The sequence below is a fragment of the Stenotrophomonas nitritireducens genome (genome assembly GCF_001700965.1).
GTDB classification, from domain to species: domain Bacteria; phylum Pseudomonadota; class Gammaproteobacteria; order Xanthomonadales; family Xanthomonadaceae; genus Stenotrophomonas; species Stenotrophomonas nitritireducens_A.
Map to the genome: position 1 here is coordinate 1336851 of NZ_CP016756.1, position 21480 is coordinate 1358330.

A 21480-nucleotide genomic window follows, 5' to 3' on the forward strand; every position below is an offset into this window, starting at 1 on the left:
AAAAAAACGGGTCCGCGCAATTCTAGCAGTGCCGGACCGGCACGGCCGCCCCGGTAGCGCCTGGCGCGTCGCAATGCGGCGGCGGCGAACCTGAAGCTGACTCGCCGCGCCGGCAAATCAGCCCGGTCTGGTCAGCCCGTCTGATCCGGGGTACTGCCGGCGTGAGTCCCGCAGCGGGGCGGTAAGCCATGTGAACAGCTTGCCCGGACGGCATTACCGGGGCTACGACAAACAGCCCCGGATTTGCGATTACTTGAAGTCACCGGCAACAAATACGCTCAGCTGCTCGGGCTTGAGATGCTTGCGGATGGCGGTATTGACCTGCTCCACCGTCAGCGCCTGATAGGCGGCATCACGCTGCGCTTCGAAGCGCATGTCACGACCATAATAAAGATGGTCGCTCAACAAGCCGGCGATGGCGCCATCAACCGCGCGTGACTGCTCGCGGGCTACCTTCTTCTCGGCTACCGCATCACGCAGTTCCTGCGCGGTGATGCCGTCGGCAACCAGCCGTGCAAGCTCCTCGCGCAGCGCCGCTTCCAGCTTGGGCATGTTTTCCGGCGCGGCAATGGCCTGGATGCTGACACTGCCGTTGTCGTCGCGCCCTTCGCGGCTTTCGTCTGCGCTCAGGCCCGCACCGATGTTGTAGCTCAGGCCGTCCTTCTGGCGGATGCGTTCGGCGAGCCGTGCCTTGAGCGGATCGCCACCGAGAATGCCGATGCCGATGTTCAGTGCCGGGAAGTCGACATCGGCCAGGTTGATGGAGACATTCTGCCGCGCCAGCAACACCGCGTTGGGCTTGTCCGGGGTGGAAAAGCGCTCCTGCTTCGCAGCGACATCGTGGTAACGGGTGCTGATCGGCGCGTAAGCCCGCGGGGCCTTCCAGTCGGCGAACAAGGCCTGCAGCTCCGCCTTCAACGCCACCGGATCGAAATCACCCACCACCGCGATCTCCCCCACCGACGTCCCGTAGAGCGCCTGGTGATAGGCACGGATATCCGCCGGTGTGATCGCCTTCAACCGTGCCAGCGACTCGTCGATCGACTCCACGTGCAGCGGATGCCCCGCCGGCCACGGGTCGAAATACCGGCTCAGCGCCATCGACGCCAGCGTGCCCGGTTCCTTGCGTTGGAACTCCAGCCCGGTGATGGCCTGCAACCGCAGCTGTTCGAACTGATCGGCCGGGAACGTTGGATGACGCAGAACGTTGGCGGCCAGACGCAGCGCCTCAAGCAACGTCTCGCGCTTGCCGTTGAGGCGGATGGCGGCGCCCTGCGCACTGCCACTCACCTGCGCCTGGGTATTGAGCGCATCAAAACGCGCGGCGATCTGGCCGCGATCCATGCCTTGGCTGCCCATCATCAGCATCGGGCCCACCCAGCCACCGGCGTAGCTGCGCCCGGTAATGGACGCCTCATCGGCAAAGTGAAAGCTGGCGTCCAGGGTAACGGTCTGCCCACGGTTGCGCTTTGGCAGCAGCGATACGCGCAGGCCATCGCCAATGACGAAGCTCTCGGTACGCGCGGCAATATTGTCTAGGCTGGGGTCGAAGGCCTCGCCGGCGGCGACGGCAGCGCGGCCGCTGTACCCCTCCACCAGACCGGCCACCGCCGGCGCGGCGGGGATCACCGCGCGGTCCGGCGTTGCGGTCGGCACGAAGCGGCCGATGGTGCGGTTCTGCGGCTTCAGGTAGGCGGCCGCGACACGGTTGACGTCACTGGCGGTGACAGCGTCGATGGCATCGCGTTGCACGAACAACAAGCGCCAATCGCCGGCCGCCTGGTATTCGGACAAGGCCATCGCCATCGCGTTGACGTCGCTGGCGCGCTTTTCGATGGCGTTGCCGATGCGTTGCTTGGCCGCGGCAACCTCGGCATCGCTCACCGGTGCGGCCACAATGGCTTCGGCCTGCTTCAGCAGCTCGGCTTCGGCCTTGCCTGGATCAGCGTCCTTGGGCAACGCCGCGACCAGGGTGAACAAGCCGGGATCGCGCAGGGTCTCACCGCTGGCACCGACAAACACCACCAGCTTGGGTTCCTGCAGCGCCTTGTACAGGCGCCCGTTCGGGTTGTCGCCGAGCACATTGCCCAGCACCGTCAGCGGCGCGCTGTCGGCCTGCGCAAGCGCGGGAACGTGATAGCTGGCGGCGAGCAGTGACAACTCGCTGCTGCGGCGCACGGTGACTTCGCGTTCGCCGTCCTGCACCGGCTCCACCGTATGGAAAGTGGGCATGACCCGCGCAGGCTTCTTCAAAGGCGCAAAGTGGGCAGCCACCCGCGCCAGCACCTGCGTGGTGTCGATGCGGCCGGCGATGATCAACATCGCGTTGTCGGGCTGGTACCAAGTGCGATAGAACGCCTGCAGGTTGCCGATCGGCACGTTCTCCACGTCCGAGCGCGCGCCGATCGGCACGTTGGCGTAGTTGTGCCAGTCGAATGCCACCGAGCGCATGCGCTTCATCAATACGCCGACCGGGTTGTTGTCGCCGGCTTCCATCTCGTTGCGCACCACCGTCATCTCGCTGTCCAGGTCGGCCTTGGCCACCCTGGAGTTGAGCATGCGGTCCGCCTCCAGCCCCAGCAGCCAGTCGAGGGTGGCATCGTTGGCCGGGAACGAGGCGAAGTAGTTGGTGCGGTCCAGCGAGGTGGTCGCATTCTTGTCGACCCCGCGATGCTGCATTTCACCGGGAATATCCGGGTGTTTGGGCGTGCCCTTGAACATCAGGTGTTCAAGCAGGTGCGTCATGCCGGTTTCGCCGTAGTTCTCGTGCAGCGATCCCACGCCATAGACCAGGTTGACGGTCACCGTCGGCTTGCTGGCATCGGCGAACAGCAGGACTCGCAGCCCATTGGCAAGCCGGTACTCACACACCCCTTCAACACAGGGGCCGGCCTGCACACTCTTTGGCAGCCTGGCCTCCACCTGCGCGGCGTGTGCCAGCGGCGCCAGCGAAAGCGAAAGCGCGACAGCCCAGGCGCACCATGTTGATTTCATCATCGGAATCCAGTCCTCAGTCATTGCGGTCAGCATGCGAATCCATGCGCCTACCGTTCCCTGTAATGCCCAGGCAGCCGGATAGCGCTGCCCATCATCGCAAAAAGCAAACCGCGCCGTGGCGGCCCGACAACCCGTTTCGTCTGCATGCATGCGCGTACAGTTCAGCCGCCGCAACCCTCAGCGCCCGCCCAGCCAGCCACCGAACGAATACATCGGCGCCAGCAGACGGTCGCTCAATGGTTCACGCTTACCGCTGATCTGCGCATCGAGCATCATTCCTGGCTTGAGCGGTTCCAACCTGCCGTGAGCAAGAATGGCTTGATCGCCCAGCTCCACGGTGACCCGGTAGAAAGCCTCCTTCACCGTGGGCAGCCCTGATATGAAACTGGCCTCTTCGCTGTCCACCGCAGTCCGGCTGATATGCGCGATGGTGCCGTGCTGCGTACCGAACTTCTGATGCGGGAATGCCTGGTAACGCAGCACCACGCGGTCGCCGGGCGCCATCGCCCCGATCGCTCGCCCCGGCACCATCAGCTCGGCCTCCAGCCGGCCATCGCCGGGCAACAGACTGAGCAGTGGCTGCCCCAGATGCACTGACTGCCCGGGCTTGACCATCTGCGCAACCACGATGCCATCCACCGGTGCCTTCACCAGCAAGGCGGCGCTGATCTCGTTCTCCACCCGTTCCAGCCGCAGCTGCGCCAGGTGCTCGGCATAGGCGGCATCGTTTGCCTTGCGTCGCCCCGGCAGCTCGCCCATGGCCTGTTTGAGCTGGGCAACCAGGCGCTGCGTTGCCGCCTGTTGCCGACGCAGCGATTGCACCTGGGCCGTGTAGTCCAGCACCAGCGCCTCCTGTTGCTCGACAGCGGCAAGGCCGGCGGCGGATGCAGCTTCCGCCCGGCGCCGCCGGGCCAATACCGCACCGGCGACGCGCACCTGTTCGCGCTGCGTCTGGATCTGCAGATCAATCTGCCGCGCCTCGGCGCGTGCTGCCTGCAACTGCTCCCGCAAACCCGTAGTCTGCGCCGCCAGCTGCTCCTTGTAGGCATCACGCGCCAGCACGATGCTGTCCTCCTTCTGCTGCAGCCCATGTTCCAGTGCAAGGCTGGCGTCACCGATGTCCGGCGTTGCCCGCGCCGTGGCGATCAGCGCCAGGGTGTCGCCCTCCACCACACGCCTTCCATCGTCAACGTCCAGCCAGCGCACAACGCCGGTGACCGGCGCCAGCACCGTCGCCATTCCCTGCGCCGGCACCAGCCGCCCTGCGATCGTGGCCGCTTCATTACCACCGCGAACAACGAATGCTGCCAGCACGATGACTGCTACAGAAAGTGTACCCAGCAAATATGCATACAGATTCCCAGGCCGCCTGAATTCCATCCTTGACCACCAACGACGCTCCGCAACCTGCAGTTTTTCATTCATTGTGGTTTGCGCCACGCCTGCACCATCGTTTCAACGCTTAAGAAAAAAACTTATCAAGCTGTAAGTGCATTACCTGCCAGCAGCTCCCTGAAAATGCTTCCAGGGCCGCAGCCTAGCCGCAACAAACAGGCCAGGCAGCAGGTGCAAGTTACATTGGCAAAAGTCGTCAATATCAATGACGAGCACCGTTCCGATATTCCAAGTGCGTAATGAACATTGACAATAAGTCTTTGCCGACTGCGCAAGCTCGCAATGGCTTAGGCTTTTAGTCGGCTCTCATGGTCAACGCTCGAGGAGAAATTTATGCATGACCATCTGGGAATCCGCATCCGCAAAGCGCGGAGAAAGATGAGGATGACGCAGGCAGAGTTGGCAGGCCAACTGAAGGTAAGCCGCAGCGCGGTGGGAAACTGGGAAAGCCCGACCGGAATATCGCCCAGCACCATGCGCCTGATCACCATCGCACTGGTCACCGATGTGTCGTTCGAATGGCTGGCAACCGGGCGCGGCGAACTTGACGCCATTTCCGCGGCCGCGCCCAACGAGAATGCGGAGCTTGTGGATGACCCCTCCGAACGCAGGCTGCTGCTGGCCTACCGTTCCTGCCGCGCCGCCACACGCAAACTCGTGTTGCAGATAGTGGAGGCGCAGAAGATTCATCAGTTCTGAACGGAGGCGGCGACCGGGGACTACATCGGCGCCGCTTGTGCACCATCCGCTTACAGCACACGGAAAATTGCAGCAAAACTGTGGGAGCGGCGTAAGCCGCGAAGCTGGCAGTGCTGGAACAGCGGCTGGAGGTACTGGCTGATCATCTACGTGTTTCGCGGCTTACGCCGCTTCCACAAACGGCGCACGCTGGCGCGTATTCGTCAGGCTTTTTCAACTCTGGCCACACCATCACCAGACCACAGATAAGACAAAGCCGGCACAAGGCCGGCTCTGTTTTGACACATGCAGGTTGGCAATCAACCGGCGCGGTCGATTTCCATCTGCTTGCGGATCTGTGCATCCACCGCGGCAATCGCGGTCATGTTCAGCACGCGGCGCGAGCTGGCGCTGCTGGTGAGGATATGCACCGGCTTGGTCATGCCCATCAGGATCGGGCCGATCGCCACACCATTGGTGAACACACGCACCAGGTTGTAGGCGATATTGGCCGCCTCCAGGTTGGGCAGCACGAACAGGTTGGCACGGCCCTTCAAGGTGCTGTTGGGCAGCAGCTTGTCGCGCAGTGCTTCATCCCATGCGGTGTCGCCCTGCATTTCGCCGTCCACGTTCAAGCGCGGGTTGCGCTTGAGCAGCGCCTCACGCACCTGGCGCATCTTCAGCGCATCCTTGGAATCGTGGCTGCCGAAGTTGGAATGCGACAGCAGCGCGATCTTCGGCTCGATGCCGAACAGCTTCATGCGGAAGGCCGCCTGCAGCGTGGATTCGACGATCTGCTCGACGCTGGGGTCTTCCTGCACGTGGGTGTCCACGAAGAAGAACACGCCCTGGTTGTTGATCACGCCGGTCATCGCCGAGGTCGAGCTGACCTTGGGTTCCAGCGGAATCACGCTGCGCACATAGCCAAGCTTCTTGTGGAAGCGACCTACCAGGCCCGACAGCATCGCATCGGCCTCGCCACGGGCCACCATCACCGCCGCGATCAGGGTCGGCCGCGAACGCATCAGGTTCTTGGCGGCGGCCACGGTGACGCCCTTGCGGCCGGTCATCTCGTGGTAGTACTGCCAGTAATCGTTGAAGCGCGGATCGTCGTTGATGTTGGTGACTTCAAAATCAACGCCGGCACGCATGCGCAGCGCCAGGCGCTCGATGCGGGCTTCGATCACGTCCGGGCGGCCGATCAGGATCGGGAAGGCCACGCCTTCGTCGATCACGTTCTGCACTGCCTGCAGCACCACTTCTTCCTCACCCTCGGCGTAGACCACGCGCTGCTTGTCCGAACGCGCACGGTCATAGACCGGCTTCATGAACAGACTGGTGCGGTAGACGAACTGGGCCAGCTTGTCGCGGTAGGCGGCCATGTCGGTGATCGGCCGGGTGGCAACGCCCGAATCCATCGCAGCCTGGGCCACGGCGGCGGACAGCTCCACCAGCAGGCGGCGGTCGAACGGGCGCGGAATGACATAGTCGCGGCCGAAGCTGGGCACGTCACCGCCATAGGCGGCGCCCAGATCCGAGGCTTCCTTGCGGGCCAGCGCGGCAATCGCGCGCACGCAGGCGACCTTCATTTCTTCATTGATGGTGGTGGCGCCGACGTCCAGCGCACCACGGAACAGGTAGGGGAAGCACAGCGCGTTGTTGACCTGGTTCGGGTAATCCGAACGGCCGGTACCCATGATCAGGTCCGAACGCACCGCATTGGCGTCTTCCGGCAGGATTTCCGGGTAGGGGTTGGCCAGGGCGAAGATCACCGGATCACGCGCCATGCTGGCGACCATGTCCTTGGTGAGGATGCCACCGGCCGACAGGCCCAGGAAGATATCGGCGCCGTCGACGATCTCGGCCAGGGTGCGCTTGTCGGTGTCGCGGGCGTAGCGCGCCTTTTCCGGGTCCAGATCGGTGCGGCCGCTGTGGATAACCCCGTCGCGGTCGTAGGCCAGGATGTTTTCCGGCTTCAAACCCAACGAAACCAGCATATTGACGCAGGAAATACCCGCCGCGCCCATGCCGGTGGTGGCCAGCTTGACCTCTTCGATCTTCTTGCCGGTGATCACCATGGCGTTGAGCACGGCGGCGCCGACGATGATCGCGGTGCCGTGCTGGTCGTCATGGAACACCGGGATGTTCATGCGCTCGCGCAGCTTGCGCTCGACGATGAAGCACTCCGGTGCCTTGATGTCTTCCAGGTTGATGCCGCCGAAGGTCGGCTCCAGCGAGGCGATGATCTCGACCAGCTTGTCCGGGTCGTTCTCGTTGACTTCGATGTCGAAGACGTCGATGCCGGCGAACTTCTGGAACAGCACGCCCTTGCCTTCCATCACCGGCTTGCCGGCCAGCGGGCCGATGTTGCCAAGGCCCAGCACCGCGGTGCCGTTGGTGATGACGCCGACCAAGTTGCCGCGTGCCGTCATCTCGCTGGCCATGGCCGGGTCGGCCATGATCGCTTCGCAGGCATGTGCCACACCCGGCGAATACGCCAGCGACAGATCACGCTGGGTCAACATGGGCTTGGTTGCCACCACCTTGATTTTGCCTGGCGGCGACATCCGGTGATATTCGAGGGCTGCCTGCTTGAAATCTTCGTTGGACATCGAGTTGTGGGCACTAAAGGGCAAGAAGGACAGCAGATGATAACGCCGTTAAGGCAATCGGACCTGTCGCTATGCTGTCGCATGAATGCTGCAAGTGCACAATCCAGGTGTTCCGCGCCATGGCATGCGCAACAGTGTTGGCCATCCGCATGACAAGCGTGGGACGCCAAAAAAGACGCGGGGCCGCCCGTTCGTCAGCAGGCCCCGCGCAAAAACGCACACACAGGTAAAACTCAGGCCTTGGCCGGCAGCGTCGGCGGCAGCTCCGATGGCTCGGCGCCATCCAGCACCAGGCGCAGGCGCTGCCGATCCAGCGCGCCCTCCCAGCGCGAAACCACCACGGTCGCCACCGCATTGCCGATGAAATTGGTCAGCGAGCGGCATTCGCTCATGAAACGGTCCACGCCCAGGATCAAGGCCATGCCGGCGACCGGCACCTCCGGCACCACGGCCAGAGTGGCGGCCAGGGTAATGAAGCCGGCACCGGTGACCCCGGCCGCCCCCTTGGAGCTGAGCATGGCCACCAGCAGCAAAGCGATCTGGTGCCCGAAGCTCAACTCGGTATTGGTGGCCTGGGCGATGAACAATGCCGCCAGCGTCATGTAGATGTTGGTGCCGTCCAGGTTGAACGAATAGCCGGTCGGCACCACCAGCCCCACCACCGATTTGCTGCAGCCGGCCTTTTCCATCTTCTCCATCAGCGAAGGCAGCGCTGATTCGGACGAGGACGTGCCCAGCACCAGCAGCAGTTCGGCTTTCAGGTAACGGGCCAACTTGAACACCGAGAACCCGCACAGGCGCGCCACCGCGCCCAGGATCACCACCACGAACAGCAGCGAGGTCAGGTAGAACGAACCGACCAGCCAGGCCAGGTTGACCAGCGAAGAAATGCCATACTTGCCAATGGTGAAGGCAATGGCGCCAAACGCACCGATCGGCGCGGCGCGCATCAGCAGGTGCACCAGCTTGAATACCGGGGTGGTCAGCGCTTCGAGCAGGGCCAGCACCGGCCGGCCTTTCTCGCCCACCGAGGCCAGCGCGATGCCGAACAGCACCGCCACGAACAGCACCTGCAGGATGTTGTCACCGACAAACGGGCTCAGCAGCGTCTTGGGAATGATGTCCAGCGCAAAGCCGACCAGGGTCAGCTCGTGCGAACGCTGCACATAGCCCTGCACTGCAGTCTGGTCCAGATCGGCGGGATTGATGTTCATGCCGGCGCCGGGCTGCACCACGTGCGCCACCACCAGGCCCACCACCAGCGCCAGGGTGGAGAAGAACATGAAGTAGGCCATCGCCTTGGCGAATACGCGGCCCACGCTGCGCAGGTGGGTCATGCCGGCAATGCCGGTGACGATGGTCAGGAAGATCACCGGCGCGATGATCATCTTCACCAGTTTGATGAAGGCATCGCCCAGCGGCTTGAGCTGCTCGGCGAACACCGGCTCGAAATGGCCCAGCAGCACGCCCAGCGCGATAGCCACCAGCACCTGCACGTAGAGCTGACGGTATAGCGGCAGCCTACGCCCGGCGGGGCTGGCGACAGTGGCAGAAGCGGCTTGCATGGGGAAACCTCGATAATTCACTAGCTGGCGGTTTTGTACCCGCCCAGCGGCGCGCCGCCGATAACGCATTGGTGTTACTGGCTAGCCGGCCTCCACCGGATGCAGCCCGTATTGCGTTGCCGGCAAACAACCGGACAAGACCTATGGCAACGCGCGGCGTTCGTGCCGGACCATCGCTGCATGCCGTTCTTCCCCACCCATCGGCGCCGCATGCGCTGGCTGCTGCCGCTCGCCGCCGCACTCGCCATCGCGGCGACCGGGGTGGTGGCGCTGCGCCATTTCGAGCGCACCCGGCTTGCCAGCGAGGCGCTGCGCGCGCAGACCCAGCTGCACCTGCACGGCGAAGCCCTGCAGGCGGTGATCGAACGCCACCGGGTACTGCCGGCGGTGTTGGCACTGGACCCGGACATACGCATGGCACTGTCACGGCCCACGCTCGGCACGCCGGAACTGGACCGCCTCAACCGCAAGCTGGAGCGCGTCAACGGCGTGGCCGCCACCTCCACCCTGACCCTGCTCGACCGCGACGGTGTGGCCCTGGCCGCCAGCAACTGGCGCATGAACCGCAGCAACAACGTCGGCACCAACTACCAGTTCCGCCCGTATTTCCGCCAGGCAATGCAGGAAGGCAGCGGCACCTTCTACGCCGAAGGTGTCACCACGGCCATGCCCGGCTATTTCCTGTCCGAAGCGGTGCGCGACGACACCGGCAAGGCGGTCGGCGTGGTGGTGGTGAAGGTGGTCCTGCGGCCGCTGGAGCAGACCTGGGCCGACACCGCCGACCGCGTTTTCGTCAGCGACAACCATGGCGTGATTTTCCTCTCCAGCCACCGGCCCTGGCGCCACCTGACCCTGCAGGCGCTGGCGCCGCGCGTGCGCGAGGAACTGCAGCGCACCCGCCAGTACGCCCAGTTGCCGGAGCAGCAGCTGCAGCATTCGCCCGGCACCACGCTGGGGCCGAACCAGCGCCGCGTGCAGCTGGCCGATGGCGGCGAGGTGATCTGGGTCTCGCAACAGCTGCCGCAGCAGCAATGGACCCTGCACCTGCTGCGCAGCACCGCCGCCAGTACCGCCAGTGCGCGCGGCTTTGCCGGCGCGCTGACCGCCAGCCTGATCGCATTGCTGCTGCTCGGCTACGGGCTATGGCAGCGGCAACGCCTGGCGCGCCTGCGCGAGCGCAGCCGCCACGAACTGGAACAACTGGTGGAACAGCACGCGCAGGAACTGCGCACCACCGAAGATGGCGTGGTGCATGCCGCGCATACGGCCGACTACGGCGAAAGCGCCAGCCTGCAGCACCTGCCGCAAGGCGTCTGCGTGGTGGATGCACAACTCAACCTGGTGGCCTGGAACCGGCGCTACATCGAGCTGTTCCGGTTCCCGCCAGGGTTGATCCAGGTGGGCCGCCCGATCGCCGACGTATTCCATTACAACGCGCGCCGCGGCCTGCTCGGCCCCGGCCCGGTCGATCAAGCCATCGAACGCCGGCTCAACCATCTGCGCTCGGCAACCCCGCATATGCATGAGCGCGAGAGCGGCGACGGCAGTGTGATTGAAATCCGGGGCAATCCGCTGCCCGATGGCGGCTTCGTCACCAGCTATACCGACATCACCGCCTACCGCAACGCGGCCCGCGACCTGCGCTCGCTCGCCGACACCCTCAGCCTGCGGGTCAGTGAACGCACCCACGCCCTGGCCGGTGCCAAACGCGAGGCCGAGGAAGCCAACCAGGCCAAGACCCGCCTGGTGGCCGCAGCCGTGCACGACCTGCTACAGCCCTTGAACGCGGCACGCATGTTCCTGTCGGCGCTGCGCGGCCGCCTGCCAGACAGTACCTGTCGCGACATCGCCGACAACGTCGACAATGCTCTGACCGCGCAGGACGGCATCCTGACCAGCCTGCTGGACATCTCGCGACTGGAATCGGGCGCGCTGGAAAAACGTATCCGCGACTTCCCGTTGGAGCCATTGCTCGAAGCGCTGACCATCGAGTTCGGCATTCTTGCCAACGCACGCGGACTGCGTGTGCACCACGTGGCCACCAGCGCGGTGGTGCGCAGTGATGAGGCACTTTTACGGCGCATCCTGCAGAACCTGCTGTCCAACGCCGTGCGCTATACGCGCAACGGTCATATCGTCATCGGCTGCCGCCGCGACGGCACACAGCTGCGGATCGAAGTACACGACACGGGCACCGGCATTCCGCAGGCGCGGCAGCAGGAAATCTTCGAGGAGTTCCGCCGGCTCGACAACGCCGGCGGCGAAGAAGCCGGCGCCGGCCTCGGCCTGGCCATCGTCGACCGCATCGCGCAGTTGCTGGACCACCGCATCGGGCTGCGTTCCACGCCCGGGCGCGGCAGCGTGTTCTCGGTCACCCTGCCACGCGGCGATGTCGGCTGCGGCAGCCTGCCGGTGAACCCGCCGGAGGAACCGCAGGCCGACTCGCTGCTGGCCGGTTGCCGGGTCTGGTGCATCGACGACGACCCCCGCATCAGCCTGGCCACGCGCCTGCTGCTGGAACGCTGGGGCTGCCAGGTGGACTTTGCCGGCGGCGTGGAAGCCGCGCAGGCCGCAACCCGGCCAGACAATGCACCCGACCTGTTGCTGCTGGATGTACGCATGGGCGATATCAGCGGCCCTGCGCTACTGCCCCTGCTGGTCGAATGTTGGGGCAGCGAGCCCGGCGTGATCCTGTTCACCGCCGAGCAGGACCCCGACCTGTGCCAGCTCGCCCGCGAGCGCAACTGGGGCTATGTCTCCAAACAGGCGCGCACCGCAGCACTGCGCGCATTGATGACGCATCTTTATCAGCGCGGAAGCTGATTGGCGCGACCGCCGCCCTTCGCCTGTAGTGCCGAGCCATGCTCGGCACAGGCTTTACCGGCAATGCCCCACATGTAGTGCCGAGCCATGCTCGGCAGAGGCCTTACCGGTAGAGCCCCTTGCCGAGCATGGCTCGGCACTACAGGTCAGCTTTTTTGGCAATGCCCTTGCCGAGCATGGCTCGGCACTACAGGTCAGCTTTATGGGTAAGGCGCCTGCCGAGCATGGCTCGGCGCTACGGTGCTGCGCGTGGCAACTCCGGCTCCCACTCCACGTCCAGGGTCTTCAGCAATACCGCAGCCTGCGTGCGGCTATTGCATTCGAGCTTCTTCAGCACGGCGGTCACGTGCACCTTGACCGTGTTCTCGGCCAGGCCCAACACGTGTGCGATCTGCTTGTTGAGCAGGCCGTCGGCCATGCACAGCAGCACACGGATCTGCTGCGGCGTCAGCCGCGCCAGGCGCGAGGCCAGCAGCGCGTCGTGCTCGGAGCGGACCGCAGCCAAAGGCGGGAAACAGGTGTCGCCCTCCATTACCGCGCTTACCGCTGCGCCTATCGACTCCACCGGCGCGGATTTGGGAATGAAACCCACCGCACCGAACTGCTGGGCGCGGCGGATCACCCGCGGGTTGTCATTGGAGGAAATGATGATCACCGGCAGCGCCGGGCGTTCGCCGCGCAACCAGACCAGCGACGAAAACCCATGTGCGCCGGGCATGGTCAGGTCGAGCAGGACCAGGTCCACATCGGCATGCTCCGCGACCGCCTCGGTCAGCGCCGAGACACTGGCAACTTCCAGCATCTCGCCCACGGCACCGCCATCGCGCAGTGCATGCAGCACGGCGGCGCGGAACAGGGGGTGGTCGTCGGCAACAAGCACCTTGATCAGGCTCATGGCGCCAGTTTGGCACGGGCGCAGCCCACCCGCCCTAGTCCCAAATCGCTATTGGTGGGCATCCAGGCCCTGTCTATCGTCCGCGCACTCCCTACTGCACCGAGGCAATGGATGGCCGATTTCACCCTGTGCGCTTCCTTCACCGGCCTGCTGATGCTGGCCACCACGCCCACTGCACTTGCCAACGACGCCTTCACCGCCAAGGCCAGCGGCCGCCTGTATTACGAATTCGCCCATTTCGACAACGACAACCGCGGCCCGGCCGAACGCAGCGGCGACAGCCTGCGTGCCGCATGGCTGGGCGTGTCCGGCAAGCTGCACCGCTTGGGTTACAAACTGGAGGGCGACTTCGCCGGCCATCGTCCGGTTGCGCGCGATGTCTACCTGACGCAGAAATTCGGCAACACCCAGCTCACGCTGGGCCAGTTCAAGCAGTTCTATACGCTGGATGACCGCAGCAGCGCCAACCACACGCCGACCATCGAGCGCAGTTTTCTGGTGCAGTCGCTGGGCACGGCTTACCGGCTGGGCATCGGTGCGCAGGGGCATCACAACGGCATTTTCTGGAGTGGCAGCGTTTTCAGCCTGGAAAGCATCGACGTGTGGCAGGCCAAGGGCCATGTCATCGGCGGCCGCGTCGGCCATGCGCCATGGAGCCAACCGGGCCATGTGCTGCACTTTGGTGTCTCCGGCGCCCACGAACACCACAGCCATCCCGGTGCCGACGGCGCCCTGCCGCTGCGTGCGCAGGTGCGTGCCAACGGCTACTTCGGCGACAACGGCCGCTTGCCGCTGGTGGATTTCCGCAGCGGTAGGGCGGTCTCGGTCAAACGCTACAGCGCCGAGACCGCAGGCGTGGCCGGCCCATGGTCATGGCAGGCCGAATACGGTGGCGCCCGCTACGACGATGGCCAGCAACGCGGCGAGGTACAGGCCGGTTACCTGCAGGGCAGCTGGCTGCTCACCGGCGAGGACCGTCCCTATGACGCCAAGGCCGGGCGCTTCACCCAGCTCGAGCCCGAGCGCGACCATGGCGCCTGGGAACTTGTGGCCCGCTACGACCACATCAGCGGCCGCCAATGGCCGACGCAGCAGCGCGAGGTTTCGGCCAGCGCCTGGACCGTCGGGGTCAACTGGTATGCCTCCAGCAAGGTCCGGCTGATGCTGGACTGGACCGACAGCCAGCGCCGTGATGAACTGCGCGGGCAGCGCCTGGACCATACCGGGGTACTGGCCGGACGCGCCCAGCTGCACTTCTGAGCCCCACCGCGCTGGGCGGTCCGTTCACCGCCAGGCACGCAAGAAAATAATTTTCACGTATTCTCCACTTTTCGCCACAATAGCCACCCATACTTCCGGGTGAACAAGGCAAGGGGCTGGATTCGTGCAGGAAAATTACTTTCATTCCGAAGCAGTTCTCGCCGGCAAGGGCCTCCCCAGCGGCGGCCCGTGGACCCCGGCATCGCTTGCTGCCGCCGCGCCGTCGCTGCTTGCCGAAGAGGTCAGCCTGCCGGCTGCGGTGCTCAGCGCATCGGCGCTGCAGCACAACCTGTTGTGGATGCGCGAGTTCGCGCAGGCCTATGGCTGCCAGCTGGCGCCGCATGGCAAGACCACGATGAGCCCGGCGCTGTTCCGCATGCAGCTGGACGCCGATGCGTGGGGCATCACCCTGGCCACGGCGCCGCAGACGGTCGCGGCCCATGCCGAAGGCATACAGCGCGTGCTGCTGGCCAATCAGCTGGTCGGCAAGGGCAATTTCGCGCTGATCGCCTCCCTGCAGCAGCGTGACCCGGGCTTCTGGTTTGCCTGCGTGGTGGACTCGGCCGACAACGTGGCCGCGCTCGGCCGCTATTTCAGCGCGCGCGGGCAGCAGATCAAGGTATTGCTGGAGATTGGTTTGGCCGGTGGCCGTACCGGCGTGCGCGACGATGTACAGGCGCAGGCGGTGCTGGACGAAATCGCCCGCTGGCCGGATGCAGTCGCGCTGGTTGGCGTCGAAGTCTATGAAGGTGTCGCCAGCGACGAGGCCGGCGTGCGCGCCATGCTGCAGCGCAGCCTTGCACAGTGGCAGGCCATCCGTGCCAGTGGTGGTTTCCGCCAGCTGCCGGCCATCCTCAGCGGCGCCGGGTCGGCCTGGTTCGACGTGGTGGCCGAGGAATTCTCGGTGCTCGCCAAGGATGCCGATGCACAGATCGTGCTGCGTCCGGGCTGCTACCTGAGCCACGACGTCGGCATCTACCGGAAGGCCGCCGAGCGCATCCACGCCAGCAACCCTATCGCGCGCACGATGGGCAGCAGCCTGCAGCCCGCGCTGCGGCTGTGGGCGTATGTGCAGTCCCGGCCCGAACCCGGCAAGGCCATCATCGGCCTGGGCAAGCGCGATGCCGCCTTCGATGCCGGCCTGCCGGTGCCCGCGCTGCACTACCGGCCCGGCGGTGCCGCGCCAAGCGCCGCCGCTGCGCATTGGAAGCTCACCGCGATGATGGACCAGCACGCCTTCCTCGAACTGCAGGCCGACGACACCCTGCAGGTCGGCGACATGCTCTGTTTCGATATTTCCCACCCCTGCCTGACCTTCGACAAATGGCGCCACCTGCTGGTGGTCGATGACGCGCACCGCGTTGTCGGTGCTGTTTCCACGCAGTTCTAACCGCTTCCACCGGGCCTGTACGCATGACCGACGGTAACCTGCTGTTGATCTACGCCGCATTGTCGATCCTTGCACTGATCGTGCTGATCGCCCGCTTCCGCCTCAACCCCTTCATCAGTGTCACCCTGGTTTCGGTGGGCCTGGCGCTGCTGGCCGGCATGCCTGCACCGGAGATCCTGCCCGCCTACGAACAAGGCGTCGGCAAAACGCTGGGGCATATCGCGCTGATCGTCGCGCTGGGCACCATGCTCGGCAAGATGATGGCCGAGTCCGGTGGCGCGGAGCGCATCGCGCGTACCTTGATTGCCCGCTTCGGCAGCAGGAACGTGCACTGGGCGATGATGCTGATCGCCTTCTGCGTGGGCCTGCCGATTTTCTTCGAAGTCGGCTTCGTGCTGTTGATCCCGATCGTGCTCAATGTTGCCCGCCGCACCGGCGTGCCGCTGTTGCTGGTCGGCCTGCCGATGGTTGCCGGCCTGTCGGTGGTGCATGGCCTGGTGCCACCGCACCCGGCGGCGATGCTGGCAGTCAACGCCTATGGCGCCGACGTCGGCCGCACGGTGTTCTATTCATTGCTGGTCGGCCTGCCGACCGCGGCCCTGGCCGGCCCGGTGTTTGCCAAGTTCGTTGCCCCCCGGGTCAAGCTGCCAGCACACAATCCAATGGAAGCGGCCCTACTGGACGAAGGCCATAGCCGCATTCCCGACGAGCAGTTGCCCGGCTTCGGTATCACCCTGGCCACCTTGCTGCTGCCGGTCGGCTTGATGCTGCTGGGTGGCTGGGCCGACCAGATCGCGACGCCGGGCTCCACCCTCAACCACGGCCTGCGCTTCATCGGCCACTCGGTGGTGGCGCTGCTGCTGGCCACTTTGATGAGCTTCGTCACACTCGGCCTGATACGTGGTTTCAGCCGCGAACAGATCCTGAAGTTCACCCAGGAATGCCTGGCGCCCACCGCCGCGATCACCTTGCTGGTTGGCGCCGGCGGCGGCCTCAACGGCATCTTGGTGCACACCGGCGTGGCCGCGGAAATCATCGGCTTGTCGCAGCGCTTCGAACTGTCGCCGCTGCTGATGGGCTGGACCATGGCCGCGCTGATGCGCATCGCCACCGGCTCGGCGACCGTGGCCATGACCACCGCCTCGGGCATCGTCGCCCCGATTGCCGCCGCCATGGGCTATGCCCACCCTGAACTGCTGGTGCTGGCCACCGGTGCCGGCTCGGTGGTGCTGTCACATGTCAACGACGGTGGCTTCTGGCTGGTGAAGGAATACTTCAACATGACCGTCGCCCAGACCTTCAAGACCTGGACCGTGCTTGAAACCCTTATCTCGGTCATCGCCCTGTCGCTGGTGATGGCCCTCTCCATGGTGCTTTGAACATGTCGCAGAATACGTTCGATATCGTCTATGAGCTGCGCCAGCGCCAGCATGAATTCAGCCCGGTGGAAGCGCGCATCGCCGCGGCCATCCTCGCCGACGTGGATGCCGCCGCGCAGTACGGGGTCAGTGAACTGGCCGAACGCGCCGAAGTCAGTGCCGCCGCCATCTCGCGCTTTGCCAAGGCCCTGGGCTGCGAGCACGTGCGCGAGCTGCGCGCGCGGCTGGCCTCGGCCAGTGCGGTAGGCAAGCGTTTTCTGGAACAGCAGAACGCACCGCCGGTATCGGCGCTGTACGCGCAGATCTGCGACGACATCCAGGAAAGCCTGCGCCACAACATCGCCAACCTGAAGGAAGACGTGGTGCAGGCGCTGGCCGAGGCGGTCTGCCAGGCGCGGATGATCCATATCTTCGGACTGGGCGGCTGTTCCACCGTATTCGCGCAGGAACTGCAGAGCCGCTTCGTGCGCTTCGGCCGGCCGGTATCGGCCTGCAGCGATGCATTGATGATGAAGATCATCGGCGCCACGCTGGGCCCGCAGGATCTGGTGCTGGTGTTGTCGGTCAGCGGCATCACCCCGGAAATCGTCTCGGCAGTGGATATCGCCCGCACCTACGGCGCCCGCATCGGCGCCATCACCCAGGCCAACACCGCCTTGGCCGAGCGCAGCGACTGGCTGCTGCCTATCCAGATCGAGGAAACCGACTTCGTGTTCAAGCCCTCGGCTTCGCGCTACGCGATGATGCTGGCGATCGACGTGCTTGCCACCACCACCGCACTCAACGACGCCAACGCCAACCATGAACACCTGCGCCGCATCAAGCTGGCGCTGGACCGCCACCGCGGCGGTGACTCGCGCCTGCCGCTGGGTGATTGATCCATGCATGATCTTCTGATCCGCAATGCGCTGATCTTCGATGGCAGCGACCAACCCGCAGTGGCCGGCGACGTCGCCATCGATGGCGGCCGCATCACCGCGATAGGCCAGCTCGGCGCAGCGACGGCGGCAACTGTCGTCGATGCGCAGGGCCTGGCGTTGGCGCCGGGTTTCATCGATGTGCATACCCACGATGACCTGGAAGTGATCCGCAACCCGGACATGCTCAGCAAGCTGTCACAGGGTGTGACCACGGTGGTGGTCGGCAACTGCGGCATCAGTGCCAGTCCGGTGCAGATCCGCGACCAGGTACCGGATCCAATGAACCTGCTCGGTGATGCAGGGGATTTCCGCTATGCGGATTTCGCCAGCTACCGCAACGCGGTCGAACAGGCGGGCCCGGCCGTGAATGTTGCGGCGCTGGTCGGGCATACCGCGCTGCGGCAGAACCATATGGATAGCCTGGATCGCGCCGCCACGGGTGAGGAAATCAGCGCGATGCGTGCACAGCTGCGCGACAGCCTCACGCAAGGCGCGCTGGGCCTGAGCAGCGGCCTGGCCTATGCCTCGGCGCATGCCGCACCGTCCACCGAGGTGGATGCGCTGGCCGAGGAACTGCCGCGCAACGGCCTGTATGCCACCCACCTGCGCGACGAATTCGGCGGCATCCTCGATGCGATGGAAGAAGCCTTCCACGCTGCACGTGCGCCGCAGGCAGCGGTGCGTGTTTCACACCTGAAGTGTGCCGGCGTGGACAACTGGGGCCGCAGCGGCGAAGTGCTGGATTGCCTGCACGCCGCCTCGGCCAGCCAGGATGTGGCCTGCGACTGCTACCCGTATGCGGCCAGCGCCTCGACCCTGGACCTGAAGCAGGTCACCGAGGCCTACGACATCCTGATCACCTGGTCCGAGCCCGCACCCGACCAGGGCGGCCGCCTGCTGGCCGAGATCGCCGCCGACTGGAAGGTCACGCTGATGGAAGCCGCCATCCGCCTGCAACCGGCCGGCGCGGTCTACCACGGCATGGACGAGGCCGATGTGCGCCGCATCCTGAGCCACCCGCTGACCATGATCGGCTCCGATGGCCTGCCGCGCGATCCACGCCCGCACCCACGCTTGTGGGGCACCTTCCCGCGTGTGCTGGGCCACTACGCGCGCGATCAACAGCTGTTCCCACTGCACACCGCCGTGCACAAGATGACCGGCCTGCCGGCCTCGCGTTTCGCGATGGGCGCGCGCGGCTTCATCCGTGCGGGCTGGTGCGCCGACCTGGTGCTGTTCGATCCGGGCCGGGTACGCGACACCGCCAGCTTCCACGATCCGATCCGCGCCGCCGAAGGCATCAACGCGGTCTGGGTCAACGGCTGCCTGAGCTATGACGGCAGCCGCGTTGTTGCCCGCGCCGGCCGCTTCGTGCGGCCCGAGCCGGCACCGACCGCCTGACTGATACCGCAGCATCCATGAAGAGGAATACCGATGAGTGACATCAAACGCTACGGCGCCGAAGGTGGCGTTGGCCAGGGCAAACAGCACATGCCGTTCTCGCGCGCGGTCGAAGCCGATGGCTGGCTGTTCGTGTCCGGGCAGGTGCCGATGCGCGACGGCGAACTGGTGGCCGGCACCGTGACCGAACAATCGCATGTGGTCATCGGCAACGTGCTGGCGATCCTGGCCGAGGCCGGCTACGGCCCGGAGCATGTGGTGCGCTGCGGCGTCTGGCTGGACGACGCGCGCGATTTCTACGCCTTCAACGGCGTGTTCAAGCATTACTTCGGCGAAAACCCACCCGCCCGCGCCTGCGTCGAAAGCCGCATGGTGGTGGACTGCAAGGTGGAAGTGGACTGCGTGGCCTACAAGCGCCCGCAGCGCTGATCCCAGGCCATCACCTGTAGTGCCGAGCCATGCTCGGCAGGGGCTTTACCGCAAGCCCCAAACGGTAGTGCCGAGCCATGCTCGGCAGAGGCTTTACCACAAGACCCAAACTGTAGTGCCGAGCCATGCTCGGCAGGGGCCTTACCGCAAGACCCAAACCGTAGTGCCGAGCCATGCTCGGCAGGGGCCTTACCGCAAGACCCAAACCGTAGTGCCGAGCCATGCTCGGCAGAGGCTTTACCGCAAGACCCAAACTGTAGTGCCGAGCCATGCTCGGGCTTTGCCGGAAAGGCCCCTTGCCGAGCATGGCTCGGCACTACAGCCCGCTTGGAAAGCCCTTGCCGAGCATGGCTCGGCACTACAGGTGATGCGGCAACCGAACATGGCTCGGCACCACATTCGGGCGAGCAAGCGCCCCCTGAAACCCCGGCCAGTGCCAATAGGCCCGGTTGCTATTGTGCCGAGGGAACGACAAAGTTCGCCTTTCGCTGGTGTAAGGTCCCCGCCCTGATGATCCAACTTGACGCAGTACAGACAGTCGCCTTTGCCGGCCTGACCCTGTTTGCCGGCTACGCATTGTGCCGCGCCATTCCGTTCTTCCGCCGCTACAACCTGCCCGAGCCGGTGGTTGGCGGCCTGCTGGTAGCACTGGCGGTGTGGTGGGCGCATGGTCAGCAGACCACCCTGTTCACGCTGGATACCACGCTGAAGACGCCCTTGATGGTGGCCTTCTTCACCACCCTGGGCATCAATGCCAGCGTGCGGTTACTACGGGTCAGCGGCAAGCAGGTGATGTTGTTCCTGCTGATCGGTAGCCTGTTCGCGGTGCTGCAGAACCTGATCGGCATCAGCGTGGCCAAGCTGTTCGGCCTGAATCCAATGTTCGGTGTGCTGGCCGGCTCGGCCACGCTGACCGGTGGCCCGGCAACCGGCCTGGCCTTTGCTGGCCATTTCGAGCAGGCCGGCCTGGTCGGCGCGGAAAGCCTGGCAGTGACCGCAGCAATGGCCGGCATCATCTGTGGCGGCCTGGTCGGCGGCCCGGTGATCACCGTGCTGATGCAGCGCTTCAAGGTGGCCCATCCCAGCCAGAAAGCGACCGGCGCGCAGCTTGGCGAGGACGAAGCCGTCACCGTGCGTTACCCCAGCGAATCCGCACGCGAGTTCGATGCACTCAAGAGCATCGTCGTGCTGCTGATGGCGATGTGGCTCGGCGTCTGGGTGGGCAAGGGTTTTGAAGGCCTGGGCCTGACCCTGCCGACCTATATCGGCGCGATGCTGGTGGGCGCGGTGATCCGCAACATCGACGACTACACCGGCTGGATCAAACTGTCGGTGCCCACTACCGACCTGATCGGCAATATCTGCCTGGCGCTGTTCCTGGCCATCGCGCTGATGGATCTCAAACTCTGGGAACTGGCCGGCATGGGCTTCCCGCTGCTGGTCAACCTGATCATCCAGGTGACGGTGGTGGCGCTGTTCGCGGTGCCGATCTACTGGCTGATGGGACGCGACTACGACGCGGCGGTGATGGGCGGCGGCTTCATTGGCTTCATGCTCGGCACCACCGCCAATGCGATGGCGGTGATGCGCCGCCTGGCCCAGCGCTATGGGCCGGCGCCGCGCGCCTTCCTGGTGGCACCGCTGGTCGGCGCGTTCTTCATCGACTTCATCAACGCCCTGATCATCACCGGCTTCCTCAACTTCTGGCCGCACTGATCGGCCGGTTCCGTGCGCCA

14 protein-coding genes are annotated in these 21480 nt (G+C 65.1%); 9 read left to right on the top strand and 5 right to left on the bottom strand.

Features of this window, described 5'->3' with window-relative positions; translation table 11 throughout:
• Window positions 1–249 precede the first annotated feature (249 nt).
• On the bottom strand, window positions 250–2997 hold the full coding sequence (locus BCV67_RS05680; protein ID WP_082746696.1) for a M16 family metallopeptidase: 2748 nt from the start codon (window positions 2995–2997) through the stop codon (window positions 250–252).
• A gap of 177 nt (window positions 2998–3174) precedes the next feature.
• Window positions 3175–4311 (bottom strand): HlyD family secretion protein, encoded by a 1137-nt coding sequence (locus BCV67_RS05685; RefSeq protein ID WP_062166849.1) that lies wholly within the window; start codon window positions 4309–4311, stop codon window positions 3175–3177.
• Window positions 4312–4725: 414 nt separating this feature from the next.
• Between BCV67_RS05685 and BCV67_RS05690 the strand changes: the two genes are divergently transcribed.
• Window positions 4726–5091: a helix-turn-helix transcriptional regulator gene (locus BCV67_RS05690; RefSeq protein ID WP_082746505.1), complete on the top strand. Its 366-nt coding sequence runs from the start codon at window positions 4726–4728 to the stop codon at window positions 5089–5091.
• 299 nt (window positions 5092–5390) lie between these two features.
• Here the strand turns inward: BCV67_RS05690 and BCV67_RS05695 are convergent, their stop codons facing one another.
• Both BCV67_RS05695 and BCV67_RS05700 read right to left on the bottom strand, forming a co-directional pair.
• Window positions 5391–7682: an NADP-dependent malic enzyme gene (locus tag BCV67_RS05695; protein ID WP_062166851.1), complete on the bottom strand. Its 2292-nt coding sequence runs from the start codon at window positions 7680–7682 to the stop codon at window positions 5391–5393.
• A 233-nt stretch (window positions 7683–7915) separates the two neighbouring features.
• On the bottom strand, window positions 7916–9247 hold the full coding sequence (locus tag BCV67_RS05700; RefSeq protein ID WP_062166852.1) for a dicarboxylate/amino acid:cation symporter: 1332 nt from the start codon (window positions 9245–9247) through the stop codon (window positions 7916–7918).
• A gap of 180 nt (window positions 9248–9427) precedes the next feature.
• On the opposite strand from BCV67_RS05700, the gene BCV67_RS05705 reads away from it, so the two are divergent.
• Window positions 9428–12070, top strand: coding sequence for a PAS-domain containing protein (locus BCV67_RS05705; protein WP_062166853.1), 2643 nt, complete (start codon window positions 9428–9430; stop codon window positions 12068–12070).
• A gap of 235 nt (window positions 12071–12305) precedes the next feature.
• On the opposite strand, the gene BCV67_RS05710 is transcribed toward BCV67_RS05705, so the two are convergent.
• Window positions 12306–12965, bottom strand: coding sequence for a response regulator (locus tag BCV67_RS05710; RefSeq protein WP_062166854.1), 660 nt, complete (start codon window positions 12963–12965; stop codon window positions 12306–12308).
• A gap of 111 nt (window positions 12966–13076) precedes the next feature.
• Between BCV67_RS05710 and BCV67_RS05715 the strand changes: the two genes are divergently transcribed.
• The 7 genes from BCV67_RS05715 (at window position 13077) to gltS (ending at window position 21460) form a co-directional block, all read left to right on the top strand.
• On the top strand, window positions 13077–14225 hold the full coding sequence (locus BCV67_RS05715) for an OprO/OprP family phosphate-selective porin (RefSeq protein ID WP_062166855.1): 1149 nt from the start codon (window positions 13077–13079) through the stop codon (window positions 14223–14225).
• Between the two features lie 124 nt (window positions 14226–14349).
• On the top strand, window positions 14350–15615 hold the full coding sequence (locus BCV67_RS05720; RefSeq protein ID WP_062166856.1) for an amino acid deaminase: 1266 nt from the start codon (window positions 14350–14352) through the stop codon (window positions 15613–15615).
• Window positions 15616–15638: 23 nt separating this feature from the next.
• Complete coding sequence (locus tag BCV67_RS05725; protein ID WP_062166857.1) at window positions 15639–16994, top strand: gluconate:H+ symporter; 1356 nt, start codon at window positions 15639–15641, stop codon at window positions 16992–16994.
• 2 nt (window positions 16995–16996) lie between these two features.
• Window positions 16997–17872: a MurR/RpiR family transcriptional regulator gene (locus tag BCV67_RS05730; protein WP_062166858.1), complete on the top strand. Its 876-nt coding sequence runs from the start codon at window positions 16997–16999 to the stop codon at window positions 17870–17872.
• A gap of 3 nt (window positions 17873–17875) precedes the next feature.
• Window positions 17876–19315: an N-acyl-D-amino-acid deacylase family protein gene (locus tag BCV67_RS05735; RefSeq protein WP_062166859.1), complete on the top strand. Its 1440-nt coding sequence runs from the start codon at window positions 17876–17878 to the stop codon at window positions 19313–19315.
• A gap of 33 nt (window positions 19316–19348) precedes the next feature.
• Window positions 19349–19744, top strand: a complete 396-nt coding sequence (locus BCV67_RS05740) for a RidA family protein (protein ID WP_057627687.1) — start codon at window positions 19349–19351, stop codon at window positions 19742–19744.
• Between the two features lie 510 nt (window positions 19745–20254).
• Window positions 20255–21460 carry a sodium/glutamate symporter gene (gene gltS, locus BCV67_RS05745; RefSeq protein WP_062166860.1) on the top strand — a complete coding sequence of 402 codons (1206 nt, stop codon included), beginning with the start codon at window positions 20255–20257 and terminating at the stop codon, window positions 21458–21460.
• Window positions 21461–21480 lie beyond the last annotated feature (20 nt).